Below are 17,877 nucleotides of genomic sequence, written 5' to 3'. Positions count from 1 at the left end.
ATGTATCGGTTTATGGTATTGAATAAAAAAGAAAATATTCATCGCCCACCCGCGTGGCATAAATGGCTGCAGAAACTGCGCGCCCATCTTTATCGCTCCCCGTTGTATCTGGTGACTTTGAAAAAGAAAAACCATCTGAATGTGGATGGCATGCCTGATATGTTATCTGCCGGACGGGTCGAGCGTGGTCAGAATATTTTTACCGGACAATTTCCCTTTGCCGGACGTTTATATCAGGGCGAAGACACCCCCTGGACCGTGGCGCAGGATGATGAAGCCTGGCAGGCCCATATCCATGGCTATAACTGGCTGGCCGATCTTTGTGCCACCAATCAGCCGGAAGCTCTTGTAAAAGCACGGCATTTTCTATCAAGCTGGCTGGATTTACATGGTGTCTGGACGCAACTGGCCTGGCGCGCCGATGTGATGGGGGATCGTCTGGTTTCCTGGATGGGATTTGCGCAAAAACTCACCCATTCTGCAGACGAAACATTTACCAAACCCTTTTATAATAGCCTGTCTTTGCAGGCTTCTCATCTGGCGCGGTCTTATTTTAAGGATTTATCCGGTCTGCGCCTGCTGCGTGCCTTGCGTGGGCAGCTTTATATCGCCTTGTTTCTGGAAGGGTTTGACAAAAACCTGCCCAGGGTTCTTGCCCGGCTTAATCAGGAATTTGATCAACAGGTGCTGGCCGATGGCGGGCATGTATCACGCTGTCCCACAAGTTTGCTGGATTTACTGGCGCTGGCTTTGGAGATCAAGCAGGTGCTGGAACTGCGCAAAGTCGAATTGCCGGACCAGCTGACCCGCGCCATTGACCGGATGGCCCCGATGGTACGTACCTTGCGCCATACAGACGGGGGATTGGCCTTGTTTCATGGCGCGCAGGAAGGCGATGCGGGCACTATTGACCAGTTGTTGGAACAGACGGGCAATCAGGGTCAGCCGTTAAGCGATGCGCGTCATAGCGGGTTTCAGCGCATTGAAGCGGGAAAGACCGTTTTGCTTCTGGATGTGGCAAGCCCACCGGATATAACGTTGCACCCCCACGGGCATGCAGCCCCGTTGAGTTTCGAGATCAGCTGTGGGGAAGAACGCTTGTTGGTCAATTGCGGCGCGGTTATCGGTGGTGATCCCAACTGGCAGGAAGCCTTGGCGGCAACAGCAGCCCATAACACATTGACGGTAGATGAGAAAAACTGCCAGCAACTGATCCATGGTGGTGGTATTGTCCCGCGCGAGATCAGCGTTTCCAGCACCCGTTTTGAAGAAGATGGCCAGGTGCTGATTGATGCCAAACATGATGCGTATCGTGAAAGCCTGGGGCTGATTCATGAGCGCAGTGTCTATGTCAATAAAATGGGTACGGATATCCGTTTTGAAGATAAGCTGACGGGCACAGGCGGCAACAGTTTTGCCATTTCCCTTCATCTGCATCCAGAAGTGCAGGCATCTCTGGTTCAGGATGGGCAGGCCGCGCTCTTAAAACTGCCAAGTGGGGCAGGTTGGCATTTACGCGTACAGGGTGGCAAGCTTGAAATGCGCGACAGTATTTATGTGGGCAACCCCGGTCAGATGCGCCATACGGACCAGATTATCATTCAGGGTCCCTTGCGCGGTGAAGGCGCCGATATCAAATGGCGTCTTTCCAAAATCGGTGGACAGTAAGCTAAATTCTTAGCCCAGCTTTTCGTGTTTCAGTTCCGGCACCATGGTTTTCACGGTTTGTAGAGCGATGGTGCTTTCCTTGGCAACACATTGATCTTCCAGTGTTTTTAAGGTCTCAGCTAGCTCATCAGCATCCAGGATACGTGGCGTGGCGATCAAGACACCTTCCAGACCGGAGGGAGTGGGCGGTTCATCACCGTGGAAAATTTCTTCAAACAGTTTTTCACCCGGGCGTAGACCTGTAATGTTGATATCAATGTCTTTATAGGGTTCAAGGCCTGACAGGCGGATCATCTGTTCTGCCAGATGCAGAATTTTAACGGGTTCACCCATATCCAGAACGCAAATTTTTCCATCCAGAGAATTGTCTTTCTGCGCAAGGACGGAAGCTTGCAGGACAAGTTCCACCGCTTCGCGCACAGTCATGAAGTAGCGGTTCATGTCTTTGTGGGTGACGGTCAGTGGACCGCCTGCGTTTAACTGTTTCTGGAACAGCGGCACAACAGACCCGGTGGAGCCCAAAACATTGCCAAAACGTACGGTGATAAAGCGACAGCCGGTCTTTTTAATGTCCAATGCCTGGGCATAGCTTTCGGCAATACGTTTGGTGGCGCCCATGATGTTTGTCGGGTTGACTGCTTTGTCTGTCGAGATTTGCACCATGGCTTGTACGTTATGGGCCACACAGGCATTGGCCACATTACGCGTGCCAATGGCGTTGGTGAGGATACCTTCCAAGGGGTTTTCTTCCACCAGCGGCACGTGTTTCAGCGCTGCGGCGTGAAAGACCAGTTCGGGTTTGGCGTCATCAAAGATTTGATTGAGGCGGTTGTCTTCGCGGATATTACAGATCAGCGCCTGACGTTTCAGGTCCGGATATGTGCGTGAAACTTCCATATCAATAGTGTAAAGCGCATACTCCGAGGCCTCAATCAGGATAATCTCTGCTGGATTGAAGCTGCAAACCTGGCGGACAAGCTCGCTGCCGATGGATCCACCTGCGCCAGTGACGACAACGCGCTTTCCGGTCACCAGAGATTTAGGCAGGGACTTATCCAGGGCTTTTTGTGGGCGACCTAGTAAATCTTCCACATCAATAGGGCGGACTTCAATCTGATCATTCGTGCCGGATTTCAGATCGGTCAGTTTGGGCAGGCGGGACAGCGGAATACCCAACTGTTCCGACAGATCATAAAGTTCGCGCACTTTTTCACCGGGCCAGTCGTCTTTGGTCAGGATCAGACGTTGCGGTTTGTTGTTACTGGCTTCCAGCTTGGCGATGATGTCCGAGATATTGTCAATTAACCCCAGGACAGGCACGCCGTGGATATCCAGGCCCAGGCGGGATTTCTTTTCCGCTGCCAGACCAACTGCGGCATAAGGGATCGTCGGGTTGCGATCAATGGCGCGCAGGAACAGTTCGGCCCCATCACCGGCGCCGATTAAGAGGGACGGCACGGTTTTGTTGGTTGTGGCCATATGGGGCAAATCAAATCGTCTATCCTTGATCAGACGATAAAGGAAACGCGGACCGCCCAACAGGGCCATCAGAACAAACCAGTTGATCAGCGGGGCAGAACGTGGGAAATCTTCAAGACGCGTCGCAAAGAACATCACCAGCGAGAAAATCAGGATCAAAAGGCTGGTGGATTTGGTAATGGCGATCAGGTCGCGCATGGAGGCATAACGCCAGATCCCGCGATAAAGGCCCATAAAATAAAAGACAACAGCGCCCAGGCAGGCAATCAATGGCGTTGCGATACTAAGAACATCCATCCGGTTCAGAATGTCATTGCCCAGGCGTAGATAAAGCGCAACGTTGATGGACAATGCCGCCATAAAGATATCATGACCAAAGGCAATCATGCCGCGAGGGGTCAATCGTGTAAGTTTAAAGGTCATGAAAATACTATAGGCCTGCCAATTGAAGAACTATTGAAGTACCCGCTTTTGGTCAGGATTTCAACCGTTTGGTAGCTTAAGCGATGCGAAATATCGAAGGCAGAAAGCGACAGAAAGCACTGCCAGGACCAATCCAGCCCAGATGTTATAGCTAAAGCCCAGCCAGACACAGCCCAGCAGACACAGATTTACCATGGCAATGCGGATGACGACCTGATCATGGGACATGCCGGCTTGTGTGGCTTTCTGGTAATAATGTTCACGGTGTGCCTGCCAGATTTTTTCTTTGCGAAGGCCGCGTTTAATCAGGGTAAGGGTGGCATCCATCAGGTAATAAAGGGCAACGATAATGCTGGCGATCAGGAAGCCTTCCCCTGCCAGATTGATTAACAGCCAGGCAAGTAAGAAACCCAATGGTACACTGCCTACATCACCCATAAAGACTTTGGCCTTGTGCCAGTTCCATTTCAAAAAGCCCGCTGCACCGCCTGCCAGAATAAGGGCACTTTGGTTGTATTCGGTTTTCAGGTCCCCAAGGCTCGCGATCAGCACGATGCCTGCGGCGATGGATAGAATTTCCACCCCTGAAATGCCATCAATCCCGTCCATAAAGTTAAACAGATTGATAAACCAGACCCAGCCGATCCCTAGGATCACTTTTTCCAGCCAGATGGGCAGGAACCCACCCAGAAAGCCTTGTTCGCTAGCCGGAATGAAATAAAGGCACAGGCTGACCGCTACAATTTGAGTGGCAAAACGCACAGCTGCGCCCAAGTCTTTCAGGTCATCCAGCCAGGATAATAGGGCAAGGGAAAAAGTAGAAAGTAAAACGGGCTGATAGCCGCCGATTGGGTCATTGGCAAAAAGCTGGATCAGTAAAAGGGCAGGCAGAACAGCGATTAAAATCCCGATACCGCCGCCGCGTGGTGTGGGGATGGAATGGCTGCTGCGTTCATTGGGATGATCCAGAATAGCTTTTTTAATCAGGTATTTAAGGACAAGCCCGGTGGCTGACATGCTGATCAGCACGGTACAGACAAAAAGTGTGACATAATGCAGCACTGTTGCTTAACCCCTTATAAATCGGCCACTTTTTTGGCCACATCCAGTGTTTTCTGTGCAATGGCTTTTTGATTCAGTTCGTCTTCTACCAATTTTCGCGCCGCACGTCCAAATTTTTGGCGAAGGTCCGTATCCTTGACCAATGTTTCAATGGCATCAGCCAGTCCGTTTGCATCTTTTAAAGGAACCAGCAGACCGTTTTCATTATGGGTGACAATTTCGCGACAGCCTGGAACGTCCGTTGTAATCATCGGCAGACCGCAAGCCGCAGCCTCCAAAAGACTTTTAGGCAGGCCTTCGCGCCAGGAAGGCAGGATTGCAATGGTGGATTTTTGATAAATATTGGCGATATCGCTGCGACGGCCCCAGCATTCCACCAGACCTTCTTTGGCCCAGCCGTCAATATCTTCCTGTGTGGCGCTTTGCGGGTTGCCCAGGTCCGGTTCACCCACCAGAACGATTTTAGGCAGGGCATTGCGGGTTTTTAGAATACGGGCGGCTTCCACCAGTTCTTCTACCCCCTTGGCCCAGAGGATACGTCCGACAAAGGTGACTTGCGGGACAGGCTCGTTTGCAGCAGGGGTGAAGGTCTGATCATCCACGCCAGAGCCACGGATCACATGTAAAGTCGTCCCTTCCTCGAAACCAAGGTCTTGAAAGATTTTTTGATCATCGCGGTTCTGCACCACAACCGCAATGGATTTCAGCCGGGCAAAAAGGCGAAACCAGAATTTAACGGCAAAACGCACCAGCTTGGCCTTGGCGGAATCTGAAATAAAGACAAAACCAAGCCCGGTGATTAAATTGACGTTGCGGCGATAGCCGCTGATCAATCCGGCAAGCGATCCCAAGAAAGACAGGAAAAGGGAAGAATGAACGATCACGTCGGGATCATTGGCTTTATAAAGGCGGGCCAGCGTGGCGATAGTTTTGACGGCAGAACCCGGCGAAATGGTTTCCCGGGCAAGGTCCAGGGCGATGGGGGTGAAGCCCATGTCTTTGATGGTTTTTTCGTGATCCTTGATGCGACAGGCGACCTGCACGTCAAAGCCATCGTCTTTTAAGGCCTGAGCCAAAGGTACGCGATGGGACAGAAAAGACCAGTCTTCTGCAACAATAATTAGCGCCTTTTTCATATGATGTTTCGTCGACGGAAATAAAGCATGAGAAAAATACCTGCTGAAACAAAATAACTTGCTTGCCACCAGCTGCTCCAATAAGAAAAGTTCAACAAGCCGGTACCCCAATAACCTATATTGACTGCAATAAACCCAAGTAGTTCAGGATTGGGTTTTTGCCAGAAACGTTTTAGGGAGCAAGTAAAGATAAAGGTTACAAGTGTTAGGAAGGGTAAAAAACCTATTAAACCACTGTCGAGTTGTAATTCGATTATCCAATTATGAGGGTGTGCAGGTAGAACCGGTGCAGAAGCAATTCCCGCAACTATATTAAAGCTGTCGCCAAAATATTCTTGAATGGTTTGATTGGCGAGAGGGTGATAGTTGGACGCATTGAGCCCATATCCGACCCAAGGGCTTTCAATAATTCGCTCAAAGGAAAATGCCCAAATAAACTGACGATGAAGGTCAAGAGCCCAAACAGGAATAATGGTTATCCCTTTATTTACAACACTTGACTGATTAACAGTATCTGGAAGCCAAAGTAGAAGTCCAGTCGTGACACAAGCCAGAAGCAGACCGAAGGAAGCAATGACGGTTCTTAATTTAAATTTTACGATGCTAATCAAGAATATACTGCTCGTGACCATAAGAATGAGGCCAGCCATGGTGGCTTTGACAAGGTACTTATTTAAAAACCAAATGAATATCCAAATAATCATAAGTGAAATTATTTTAGGAGATATTTTTTTATTTGTAAAAGAAATATATGCGCAAATAGGCAGTAATAGCAAATACGCGTTGAGGGTTGGTTTGCTTGGATGATTGGTGTGGTCTATTTCTCGCTTTATATAAAGGTAAAATATTGCAAATGCGACACCATAGAAAGCTGAATACGTTATTATATCCAGTTTTTCTCTAAGAACAAAAAACACATAGCTGGTTAACAAGAGTATTAACCAAGTCCTTCCCCATGCTTCAAGTGATAGATCTACTCGCAGAGAAAAAGGTATATTGACAGCACTAGCAATGATGACACAGCCCAAAAAGGCAATAAAGCGTTTGGGGAGTTGGTTATGGAGCGCAGATAACTCTTTTTTGTGATTGGTTAATATTAAAACTAATAGTAAAGCCAGTAGCAAAAGTCCGCCAATAAATGCACGACCAAACAAGATAGACGGTACAGATAAACCGACACAGATTGCTGCAATGCTTAATAGTTTATCTTGAATTTGTGGATTTAGGCTTACCATGTTAGCAAATCTTAAAGACGCCAAAGGGTAATGTCAGACGGGGTGTTGTTTCGATCCAGAACTGATTTGATATCCACCACAAATCCAGTTTTGTCTTTCAACAGGTTTTCAACCAATGCCCAGCCCTGATCGATATATTTTTTATGAGGGACGGCAAAGACGATTACGTCGGCGGGTTTCAGGTCTGTTTCATCTTGCAACTTCACGCCATATTCGCTCATAGCTTCTTCTTTGTTGGCCCAGGGGTCGGTGATCTGGGTGGTAACCCCCATTTCTTCCAGTTCCGAAATGATGTCCACAACCTTGCTGTTGCGCAGGTCGGGGACATTTTCTTTAAAGGTCAGGCCCAAGATGGTGACGCGCGGTTCATCCGTGCGGCCCCGTTTCATCAGCATTTTGGCCACCTGCATGGCGATATGATGACCCATGCGGTCGTTGACGCGACGCCCAGCCAGAATGACCTGAGGATGGTGGCCCAGCTGTTCTGCCTTATGGGTCAGATAATAAGGGTCCACGCCGATACAGTGCCCGCCGACCAGACCGGGGGTGAATTTCAGGAAGTTCCATTTGGTCCCGGCAGCTTCCAGCACATCGTGGGTATCAATGCCGACGCGTTCAAAAATCTGCGATAATTCGTTGACGAACGCGATGTTTAGGTCGCGCTGGGTATTTTCAATCACCTTGGCGGCTTCGGCGGTTTTGATATTGGGGGCACGGTGCACGCCTGCGGTGACAACCGCTTCATAGGTGCGCGCAACAATGTCCAATGTGGCCGCGTCATAGCCGGATACCACTTTCAAAATGGTTTCGAAACGATGTTCCTTGTCGCCGGGGTTGATGCGTTCGGGGGAATAGCCGACGCTGAAATCTTCCCCGCATTTCAGGCCTGAGAGTTCTTCCAGCACAGGCACGCAGTCTTCTTCGGTCGCGCCGGGATAAACGGTGGATTCATAGACGACGATATCGCCTTTTTTTAATACTTGCGCTACTGTGCGCGACGCTGCCAGAACCGCGCCCATATCGGGGCGATGCGCGCTATCGATGGGGGTGGGGACCGTGACGATATAGAAATTGGACTGTTTTAAATCATTTAGGTCTGAGCTATAGGTCAGGCTGTCATGCAGCACGTCGCCATCTTCGACTTCTTCGGTACGGTCATAGCCGCCTTGAAGTTCTTTAATGCGGCCCTGATCAATATCAAAGCCAACACACGGATAGCCCTGGCGTCCGTAGGACACGGCAACGGGAAGGCCCACATATCCAAGGCCGATGACAGCAATTTTACGCTCAGTCATGATGAGAGGTCCACATTATAGAAATCGACATACCAGTCGACAAATTTGCCCACACCTTCTTCGATTGAGGTATTGGGCGCATAGCCTGTGATTTTATTGAGCTCGGATGTATCGGCCCAGGTGGCGGGCACGTCGCCGTCTTGCATGGGCAGCATGTTCTTTTCTGCCTTGCGCCCCAGCTTGTCTTCTAAAACTTCGATATAGCGAGTCAGCTTCTCACAGCGTGAATTGCCGATATTGACGATGCGATAAGGGCCAATGCCTGATGTGCAGGGGTCGGGATTTTTTGCATCCCAGTTTTCATCCCGCTTAGGGGGCACGCCCAACAGGCGGAAAATACCTTCGACGATATCTTCGACAAAGGTGAAGTCGCGTTCCATATTGCCATGGTTAAAGACATTGATCGGCTTGCCTTCGATAATGGCTTTGGTAAAGAGGAACAGCGCCATATCCGGGCGACCCCAGGGGCCATAAACGGTGAAGAAACGCATGCCAGTGGCCGGGATGTCAAACAGATGGGCATAGTTGTGCGCCATCAATTCGTTGGCTTTCTTGGTGGCGGCATAAAGCGTCATGGGGTGTTCGGTGCTGTTATGTTCAGAAAACGGCATATTTTTATTGCCGCCGTAAACGGAACTGGTGGAGGCAAAAACCAGATGTTCCACCGGATGGGCGCGGCATGCTTCCAGAATACTTAAGAACCCATCAATGTTGGAATGGGTATAGGCGGCCGGATTTTCCAAAGAATAACGCACCCCTGCCTGTGCGGCCAGATTAACGCAATGGGTGGGTTTATGGCTGGCGAATGCATCCATGATAGCTTGGGAATTGGCCAGGTCTTCGCGAATTTCGGTGAAAGCTGCGTGCTTTTTAAGGCGCGCCAGACGGGCTTCTTTTAACGAGACATCATAATAATCGGTGACACAGTCAATACCGATGACTTCATGGCCGTTGGCAATGAGTTTTTCTGAGAGATGATATCCGATAAAACCGGCTGTTCCAGTGACGAGAACTTTCATAAATAAATATCCGCTTACAGCATTAAATGCGACGTATCATAACGATGGATTTTTATAGGGTAAATAGACAATGAAGAGAAAGGTTAGGTCTTGTAAGACATGAAATCCAGTAGCCTTTGTTTGGTTGTATAACGCTTTTGTGATTGAATAATATAGCGACAGCTTTCCCCATACTCGTTTTCATAATCTTCATCGGTCATGTTAAGAACAGTTTTGGCACGTTCATACAGGCTTCGGTAGTCGTCTTCAATTAGATAAAGTTTTGACCATAATTTGTCATTGGGGTCATGAATAGTCTCCTCGCTGGGTGGATCATTAAAGATGACTCGACTTCCGATGGAGACGGCTTCACGCCCTGATGTGGAATTAAGTGTAATGACAAGCGTCGATGCTTCCATTAGATCATAGGTTGAGAAATCTGTCGTGCTGTCATTGATAAAGACATTCGGGCCAAATATTTCTCTGAAATAGCTAATTTCTTCATCGTTTTTACGAACGCTCGCAACGCAGCAGGTATAATTTTCTTCTTTGACGAGGCGGGCAATATTTCGATAAACCTTTGTTTGTGCGTCACGAAAGATGGGGGCGCTGGACGGAGTATCAAAAAATTCCTTGCGCCATTGGGAAGAAACGCAAATATCGTATCGACGCGGAACGTTTTTTTTGCGTTCCATCCATAGGGCCTCTAATAAGGAACCTGCGGGAATCATACGGCTTTTGTCATAGCCATATCTGGGGAATATGCTTCTTTCATATTCTGATAGACAAAAATAATACACATGATTTGGGTTTGAAGGTTCAATTCGAGAGATATGGGATTCCATACGCGAAGCAGCTTGGATAGCAATGAATTTTATATTTGGGAATAAGGCTGAAACATTGAAAATAAACGGATTATTGTCAATCAGCGTGAATACATATTGGGGTTGGGAATACGAGATACATGCTTCTAGATAATTACCATTTGACCCACAAATGGAATGTAGAAAAGAAGAAAGCAGACCCTGTCCGCTTTTTCTTTTCTTGCGATAACTCGTTTTGATTATTTCAAGTAAGAGCCCGATCCCAACATAGATTTCTTCAGATCTGTTACTGATCGGTGTATATGGAATATCACCTAATAAAGAATTGATATCATATATTCTCACTGTATCGATGACGGCAATGCGGTTTTTCTTAGGAGACCTGAGTTTGATAGCCTTTAGCATCGAAAAAACTTTTGTAAGTTTCCCCCGAATGATTTTAAGCATTTTATTTTACACCTGAAATAACAACTATGGTGCTATTTTTCATCATGCCACACGGCGTGCTTCAATTCCCATTCGTTTTCTTTGGGTTTCCAGATGTGATCCCCGCGCCAACGATTGACAATATCCCAGAAAGTTGCTTCGGAAATGTCACAATATTCCAGGAATAAATCGAAATTTTTCTGTGGAAACTCGCCGTCATAGCGCCTCACGAGTGCCTGCCCTTCTTCGCGGGAAATTTTACCATCGCGAATTTCATGGGCAGTGTCCGATGTGCAACGTCCAATGCCAAATTTGATAAAGCCAAGATAATAATGAAAGCCATCAATTTTATCATCCAAACTTGCATATTTGGAATAGGTACCTTCACTGCGTTCTGGGTTGGCAGAAAAACCTGTATGTTCTTTACAGTAATAGTAGTTTTCTTGCGGATCCCAGAATGTGTAGTAGCTGTAGAAATGAATTTCGGTCTTGTTCTTTTTCAGATCCGCAATTGGCGGCGACATATAAGGTTTTAAATCCGCTTTGCTTAAGCCAAATTGTGTCCAGAATTCCGGCGGCATACCAGAAAAATAATGTTCATTATGGTCGCTAATTTCACGTGTGGGGATATAGGCGTTTTTCATATTGCCGCCATATTCCACTTCGCCATTTTCACCGTAGAAAATAAGCGGAATATCGTGCTTGAGCGAGATATTAAGTGGAAAGTTCGTTTGACCGTAAATGAATGGTTGGAAAGGGTCACCCAAGTGCAGGAACGCTTGTTTGGTCAATTCCCGATTAACCAAACCGTTTGGGGTACCCATAATATGATCAAAGCCCGATGCAATGAAGTTTTGCAGGTTTTTCCAGCCGATATCCGTATGAACATTTGGGGACCAGGTGACACAAAGCGGGTTCATGCCATATTTGTGCTTTAACTGGTGGGCCACAAAGCTGCCATCCTTGCCACCACTACAAGGCACAATCACATCATGGCGACCATCGCTACGTCTGTGTTTATCTAATAGAATCAACAGTTCTTTTTCGCGCTGTTCCCAATCAATTGTTCTTTTAAATTCTGCGAACTGGCACGCACTACAGACACCCTCTTCGTTAAAGGTGATGCGGGGGCGTTGGTTAGAGATTGTGCATTTCTTACAAAATTTAACCTCTGTCGGGAGGTTGTATTTTTTTGCAATATCAATTTTTTCGATCATGTCGGATTCTGCTTTCAATCTCTATGTTTTGCTCTTGAAGTAATTGTCTAATATACTTAGCCCTAATTCACCACTTTTTTCCGGGTGAAATTGGAAACCACATACGTTTTCATTGGCAACAATGACAGGGATATCTTCACCATTTACATCAATTGTCGCCAGGACGTTGTCCTGATTTTTACATCGGAACCCATAGGAATGGACAAAATATACCAAAGGGTTTTTGATGGAGGTGTTTATAATTGAATGGTCTTGGGTGAAAAATAGTTTTCGCCAGCCGATATTTGGGATTTTTGTGCTGTATTTGTCCGCTTTTTCCGCTTCTTTCAAGATTGATACGGTTCCAGCAATGTAGCCTAGCCCTTCATGATCTCCAAACTCTTCCCCATGACTGGCCAGAACTTGCATACCCAGGCAGATGCCTAAAATGTTTTTGCCATTGTTTTTTGTGCGATGGAGAGCTTCAATCAGGTTGTTTTCTTTTAGCGCATTCATTGCATCGCCAAACGCGCCAACCCCCGGTAGCAAAACATGATCTGACGCATCAATATCATCCGGATTATTGGTAATGATATATTCTTGACCGATTGCTCGTAATGCTTGGGCAATGCTGAATAAGTTTCCACGGCCATAGTCGATGATCGCAATCACACTCGAACCTCAATATTTGATGATTTTAGCTGTTTTTTTAACTGAGCTACTTCGTAGATGTTGTAATGGAAAACGGAAGCGCAAGCAACTGCCTGTGAATCGGTTTTTGCAAAAAGATCGAGGACATGTTCGACATTGCCCGCACCACCTGAGACAATAATCGGTAGGTCGCAGACATCCGTGACCGCATTGATCAGATCAAGATCAAATCCTTTTTGCGTTCCTTCTGTATCGATAGAGGTTAAAAGAATCTCACCCACGCCTAAGGATTTGGCTTCTTTAATCCACTCCAAGACATCCCTATTGGTTTTTTCACGACCATTATCGGTCATGACTTCCCATTTATGATTATCGCGGCGAATGGCTTCGACAGAAAGGACGATACACTGGCTACCAAAAACTTCCGAAGCTTGTCGTAGAAAACCGGGATTGAGAACGGCTTGAGTATTGATGGCGACTTTGTCGGCACCGTGTCGCAAAACTTCTTTGATATCGTCAATTGATCGGATGCCGCCTCCTACTGTGATTGGCACAAAAATATTTTCTGCAGCTTTCGCAATGATCGGTAAAAGGTTGTTGCGCCCATATAAAGACGCGACAGCATCCATAAATATAAACTCGTCAATACCTTGTTGATAATACTTTTGTGATAGATCTTCAGGTTTGCCGACAACACGTAACCCCTCAAGGTGAACCCCTTTGATTACATTTTCGCTTTTGATATCAAGCCGTGCGATTAATCGGACAGGAGGTACTTCTCTCATATTCGGTATCTCATAAATTTTGATATGATGTTTTAAATATTGTGAATGTCATTTTTAACTATCGTACCTGAAGGAATTAAGCAACCTCGAGTGATGTTTTTTCCCTGAATAACTGTTGCATTGGGGCCGATATGGACATGGTCTTCAAGATGGACAGAACCGCATAACACGGCCCCAGGTGCCAGATGGGTAAAAGATCCGATGATACAGTCGTGATCCATCTGGCTGCCTGTATTTAATATGACGTGCTCAGCAATGTTGCAGGATGATTGAATGATCGCACCAGCTAATACCACGGTGCCCGCGCCAATTGAGGTGTCTGAGCCAATAATAGCGTGTGGATGGATGACGCGCGCGAAGTCATATCCGAGGGCTTTAAACTGGTGGACCATTTTTTCTCGCATATGGGCATCACCAATGGAACCAATAGCGATGACCAGCTCTACGTCATCCGGTCGGTAGTTTTGCAAGGCTTCTGTCTGATTCAAAATCGGGATGGAGAAGATTTTTTGTCCGATTTTTTTGGGGTCTACATCGACTAAGCCTAAAACAGTTCTGCCAGACGCAAGTGCGGCGTCTAATACAGTTTTTGCATGCCCGCCAGCACCGATGAGAAGAAGGGGTTTTGTCATGGTTGAATCACATCGTCAATGGCATAATCTTGATCAGCGGTTTTACCAATCTGATCGAAAAAGGTTAGAGCATTTATGCCTGTGCCGCTTCGTTTTACACATAGATTATCTCGTGTAAAAAGGTCACCTTTTTTGATCGTTTTCTTGGCTACCAGGTTTTTACGCGCAATTTGGGCGTTTTTAAGCTCTTCTTGCGTCGGGGCTTTTACGTCACTACCCAGTGCAGTTTCTACGTCTCGTATTGAACGGATCATGTCTTTAAATTGGTGGGGTTCTGTTGAGGCAATATGGTCGGGACCTTCCATTGTGCGGTCAAGAGTGAGGTGTTTTTCAACAACAGTTGCCCCAAGTGATACGGCGGCAATAGCAGCAAGGATACCTTCGCTGTGATCCGAGAAGCCAATTTTTAGGTTAAATTGATTTTTCAGTGTTTTCATGGCACGTAAATTAATACTGTCAAGTGGTGACGGGTATTGGGTTGTGCAATGAAGTAAGGTGACGTTTTCTTGTAAGAGCTTTTGCGTTTCTTTTTGGGTGAAAGCTGTTTCAAAAGCTGCTGTACCTGGTGATATTGAATTTTGAAGGTAGCCGAAACCCAAAATGGACAGCGCCATTTTTATTTCAGCCATTGAGGCCATACCACTTGATAAGATAACCTTGCGCGCATGTTGGGCAATTTTTAATAACATGGGCGCGTTGGTTAGGTCGCCTGAGCCGATTTTAATGATTCGTTGGTTAAAATCGTTTAACACAGTATCAAGGCTTTCTTCATCGAAGGGCGTGAAGAGAAAATTAATTTCAAGTTGTTGGCAATAGTCAATGATCTTAAAATAATCATCTTTACTCAATTCTAAAGATTTCAACATAGAATACTGGTCACTTTTTTGACCAATATTTTGCACTTGATAGTCTGCTTGCCTGACATTTTTTAAAACAATGCCGTCTGCGCTGAAAATTTGAAACTTGACGATATCAGCACCAGCCTCTTTGGCGGCTTCTACGAGACGCAAAGCGGTGTCGATTTTACCATTGTGATTGACGCCGACTTCGGCAATCACGCTAACGGTGTGTGGAGAAGAAGTCATGAACAACCTGCGTCATAAAATTGCTTGAGGATCAAATCCTCAAGGTTTCGGATGTCTTTGATTTTTTGTACAATAAGATCTGCGCTATTTCCTTTTTTGTATGGATTTAAAACGCCTTGCTTGCCAAATTGTAAAGCCTGATCAATGGTCTGGCAAATGGCCTGTTGGTCCGCGGGACAGTCAAAAACAGACTCAGCTCGTAGACGTCCGTCTTGGCGCGAACCAATGTTTACGGTTGGTGTATTAAAAGAGGGGGCTTCATATAAGCCGCTGGATGAATTCCCGATTACAACATCAGCAAGAGCCAACATGGATAGATAGCGTTTCTGTCCAAGGGATGTATAACTGTATACATTTTCTTTATCTTGCGCGAATGTTTTGATTTTTTCGATGATGGCGCGCCCGCCGGTATCGGCGTTGGGTAAGGTAATGATAATCGTGGTGTTGCCAGTTTGTTGTTCAAGGGCAGTCAGCAAGGCGTCTAGTTGCACATCAGAAGATGTGTGTTCCAGTGTGACCGGATGGAAGGTCACGAGAAAATTTTTATCCTGAAAGCGACACTGCATGCTGTCTTCTAAGCTTGCGCGATCCATCAAACTGGTGCGATCCATAAAATCGAGACCGGGATTCCCTACATTGAAAATATAATCGGGATTTTCCCCCATTCTGGCTAATCGTTTGGCAGCATCGTCATTGGTCACAAAATGGAGGTGAGACATTTTGCTGATACTATGACGTAAAGCTTCATCAAACGCCCCATACGTTAAATCGCCCCCGGCAATATGGGCAATCGGGATGCGCAGGAACAAGGCTGCTTGGGCTGCGGCAAAAATTTCAAATCGATCACCCAAGATCAGGACCAGGTCCGGTTTTAGGCTATTTAACGCATCGGCAAAACCTAAAACGCCCAGTCCGGTGGATTTGGCAACGCCAACTGCGCTGTCAGAGGATAACAGGGTTTCTACTTCTGCGCTGACGTTAAAGCCGTCTTGTATAATCGTCTCAACGGTTTTGCCAAATTCTGGAGATAGGTGCATACCGGTGGCGATAATTTGCAAGTCGATGTCGGGGTCATCTTGCATATTTTTTAGGAGCCAATAAAGCAAACCATATTCGGCACGGCTGCCGGTTATGACGCAAATTTTCCGAGAGGGGGTTGGCATGTATTTACTCTATCACGTGATAACTTAGAATGAATGTGTCGGGCAGCATACTTTACACTTAAAATGATGCAAAATAGTTTATTTTTCTCCTGGGTTTTAGGGCTGTATATTTGTTTTTACATACGGGCATTTTATAATTTAAGTTAGTAAGGAAAGCTGTATAATTGCAACGTTTTTGAGCATTTATAAAGATTAAAAAGAGATTATTAAAATTAGGTATAATTATGATTAGATACATCAATATTTTTGGTATATTAATGGTTTTTGGTAACTTTTTGAACGAGTTATTTAAGGCATCCGAAAAACCGGTTATTATGATTTATAGTATGAATCGTGTTATACTTCTTTCAATACTCCTTATATTAATTGTTTATTTTTTAATCAGTTTAAAGAAGCGCTTTTTAGCAGAATTGAACGCAACTTTATTTATTTGTCTTTTTTCAATTGTTTTAACATTAGAAATAAGCATGAGGTTATGGGTTGAAAAAACACCTTCGCAGGTTGTCCCTTATTTATCGAAGGACGCATTGGCGCATTATGCCGCAAAGACCGGAAATTTTTCTGCTTCGTCGATTACTGGCAAGGGCATGCGCTATTATTATCAGCCTAATTTCAAAATCGAAAATTATCCTTGGGTAAAAATTGATGCGGATGGCTATCGTAATTCCGTAAGCGTTCAGCCAAATTCACATGTCAACACGGTGTTTATTGGTGACTCATTGACGATGGCGATTACCAGTGAAGCCGATCTTGCGGATTTATATCGCAAAGATTATGGGAGCGCCTATAATTTGGGGATGGGTGGATATTCAGCAGCTCATTACCCGCTGACTTTCCAAGAGATGGTATTAGATAAAAACATTAGCTTTGAGCATGTGGTGATTGGCGTTTGTTTGGAAAACGACCTTTTTGGTACCCATCGATTTGAAGAAATTTCAGCGCGTGGTGATGATTATAAAGCCTATTTAAAGGCAAGTGCACCAACCTCTTCAGGCTTTTCTTTATGGTCTGTCGAAACCGCTTATAATCTTATCCACTTGGCCAAGGACCGGTTTATTGATCGGCCGGACTATTACACCAACCGTGTTGTGTTTGACCTTCCCCACACAAGTGTTAGCGAACCACAGTCTGTCTTGAAGTTCCCATCTGCTCAAAATGCACAAGAAGCCGGGCCTTTGCTGCAATACCTTCAGCAAACAGCAGATATGGCTTATGACAAAGGGGCGAAGTCTGTTCTGTTCGTTTTAATGCCCACATCCATTACTTTATATTCTGATTTTATCAGCGATGAAAAATTCCAAAACGACATTCAAGCTTATAAACAACTTGCAGATGCTGAGATTTCTTTGTTGAAATCTGAGTTGGCCACTGAAACCACACTAGTTGTTGATGTGGGTCCGGTTTTGGCCAAAGCGGCAAAGACGCAAGTCATTGCCAGTGACAGCAAGATTGATTATCACCTAAACACGAAGGGCATTGAAATCTTGTTTGATTATCTGCGCCCTTATTTTGATCAGTATTAAGCGGCTGAATAACGAAACGTGTTTACCCCGCTTTTCTTTTGGAATCGAGAAAAAGCGGGGCAATTTCGTTTTTTAAGTGAGTTTTAGGATCCGTTTTAATTTGCGGATGATGCGAAGGACCAAAGAAGAGCGTTTTTGTTCAATTAAGGAAACCAGCTTCTTTTGCGCAGCATAAGATGCGTTGAAGTCCCTTTCACTTTCGCTAAGGTAATACCCCCGATTTTTAGTGGTCCTTAGAAGTAGAATTTTCTCGTATATTAAGTGCAGGAGATTCGAAATGAAAAAACCAAGATATA

15 protein-coding genes are annotated in these 17,877 nt (G+C 45.9%); 2 read left to right on the top strand and 13 right to left on the bottom strand.

The window, feature by feature from the left end:
- Positions 1 to 12: 12 nt before the first annotated feature.
- Positions 13 to 1,668, top strand: coding sequence for a heparinase II/III family protein (locus tag RYZ26_RS09375; RefSeq protein ID WP_317682936.1), 1,656 nt, complete (start codon positions 13 to 15; stop codon positions 1,666 to 1,668).
- Positions 1,669 to 1,677: 9 nt separating this feature from the next.
- Here the strand turns inward: RYZ26_RS09375 and RYZ26_RS09370 are convergent, their stop codons facing one another.
- From RYZ26_RS09370 to neuC, 13 genes are all read right to left on the bottom strand, one after another.
- Complete coding sequence (locus tag RYZ26_RS09370; protein WP_317682935.1) at positions 1,678 to 3,570, bottom strand: polysaccharide biosynthesis protein; 1,893 nt, start codon at positions 3,568 to 3,570, stop codon at positions 1,678 to 1,680.
- A gap of 60 nt (positions 3,571 to 3,630) precedes the next feature.
- A complete protein-coding gene (locus RYZ26_RS09365; RefSeq protein ID WP_317682934.1) occupies positions 3,631 to 4,632 on the bottom strand; it encodes an MraY family glycosyltransferase in 1,002 nt (333 codons plus the stop codon).
- Between the two features lie 14 nt (positions 4,633 to 4,646).
- Complete coding sequence (locus tag RYZ26_RS09360; protein WP_317682933.1) at positions 4,647 to 5,768, bottom strand: glycosyltransferase family 4 protein; 1,122 nt, start codon at positions 5,766 to 5,768, stop codon at positions 4,647 to 4,649.
- Positions 5,765 to 7,003, bottom strand: coding sequence for an O-antigen ligase family protein (locus RYZ26_RS09355; protein WP_317682932.1), 1,239 nt, complete (start codon positions 7,001 to 7,003; stop codon positions 5,765 to 5,767). The genes RYZ26_RS09360 and RYZ26_RS09355 overlap by 4 nt, the downstream gene beginning before the upstream one ends.
- A gap of 11 nt (positions 7,004 to 7,014) precedes the next feature.
- A complete protein-coding gene (locus RYZ26_RS09350) occupies positions 7,015 to 8,298 on the bottom strand; it encodes a nucleotide sugar dehydrogenase (RefSeq protein WP_317682931.1) in 1,284 nt (427 codons plus the stop codon).
- On the bottom strand, positions 8,295 to 9,317 hold the full coding sequence (locus RYZ26_RS09345) for an NAD-dependent epimerase (RefSeq protein ID WP_317682930.1): 1,023 nt from the start codon (positions 9,315 to 9,317) through the stop codon (positions 8,295 to 8,297). The genes RYZ26_RS09350 and RYZ26_RS09345 overlap by 4 nt, the downstream gene beginning before the upstream one ends.
- Positions 9,318 to 9,400: 83 nt before the next feature.
- Positions 9,401 to 10,567, bottom strand: a complete 1,167-nt coding sequence (locus RYZ26_RS09340) for a hypothetical protein (RefSeq protein ID WP_317682929.1) — start codon at positions 10,565 to 10,567, stop codon at positions 9,401 to 9,403.
- Between the two features lie 32 nt (positions 10,568 to 10,599).
- Positions 10,600 to 11,763, bottom strand: coding sequence for an N-acetyl sugar amidotransferase (locus tag RYZ26_RS09335; protein WP_317682928.1), 1,164 nt, complete (start codon positions 11,761 to 11,763; stop codon positions 10,600 to 10,602).
- A 21-nt stretch (positions 11,764 to 11,784) separates the two neighbouring features.
- Positions 11,785 to 12,414: an imidazole glycerol phosphate synthase subunit HisH gene (gene hisH, locus RYZ26_RS09330; RefSeq protein ID WP_317682927.1), complete on the bottom strand. Its 630-nt coding sequence runs from the start codon at positions 12,412 to 12,414 to the stop codon at positions 11,785 to 11,787.
- Positions 12,411 to 13,178, bottom strand: coding sequence for an imidazole glycerol phosphate synthase subunit HisF (hisF, locus tag RYZ26_RS09325; protein ID WP_317682926.1), 768 nt, complete (start codon positions 13,176 to 13,178; stop codon positions 12,411 to 12,413). The genes hisH and hisF overlap by 4 nt, the downstream gene beginning before the upstream one ends.
- Before the next feature lie 32 nt (positions 13,179 to 13,210).
- Positions 13,211 to 13,810, bottom strand: a complete 600-nt coding sequence (locus RYZ26_RS09320; RefSeq protein ID WP_317682925.1) for an acetyltransferase — start codon at positions 13,808 to 13,810, stop codon at positions 13,211 to 13,213.
- Positions 13,807 to 14,895, bottom strand: coding sequence for an N-acetylneuraminate synthase (neuB, locus tag RYZ26_RS09315; protein ID WP_317682924.1), 1,089 nt, complete (start codon positions 14,893 to 14,895; stop codon positions 13,807 to 13,809). The genes RYZ26_RS09320 and neuB overlap by 4 nt, the downstream gene beginning before the upstream one ends.
- On the bottom strand, positions 14,892 to 16,058 hold the full coding sequence (neuC, locus tag RYZ26_RS09310; protein WP_317682923.1) for a UDP-N-acetylglucosamine 2-epimerase: 1,167 nt from the start codon (positions 16,056 to 16,058) through the stop codon (positions 14,892 to 14,894). The genes neuB and neuC overlap by 4 nt, the downstream gene beginning before the upstream one ends.
- Before the next feature lie 224 nt (positions 16,059 to 16,282).
- On the opposite strand from neuC, the gene RYZ26_RS09305 reads away from it, so the two are divergent.
- Positions 16,283 to 17,581 carry a hypothetical protein gene (locus RYZ26_RS09305; RefSeq protein ID WP_317682922.1) on the top strand — a complete coding sequence of 433 codons (1,299 nt, stop codon included), beginning with the start codon at positions 16,283 to 16,285 and terminating at the stop codon, positions 17,579 to 17,581.
- Positions 17,582 to 17,877: the final 296 nt, after the last annotated feature.

It is taken from the genome of Terasakiella sediminum (genome assembly GCF_033100395.1).
Lineage (GTDB): Bacteria > Pseudomonadota > Alphaproteobacteria > Rhodospirillales > Terasakiellaceae > Terasakiella.
This window is presented reverse-complemented; position numbering and strand designations above follow the sequence as displayed.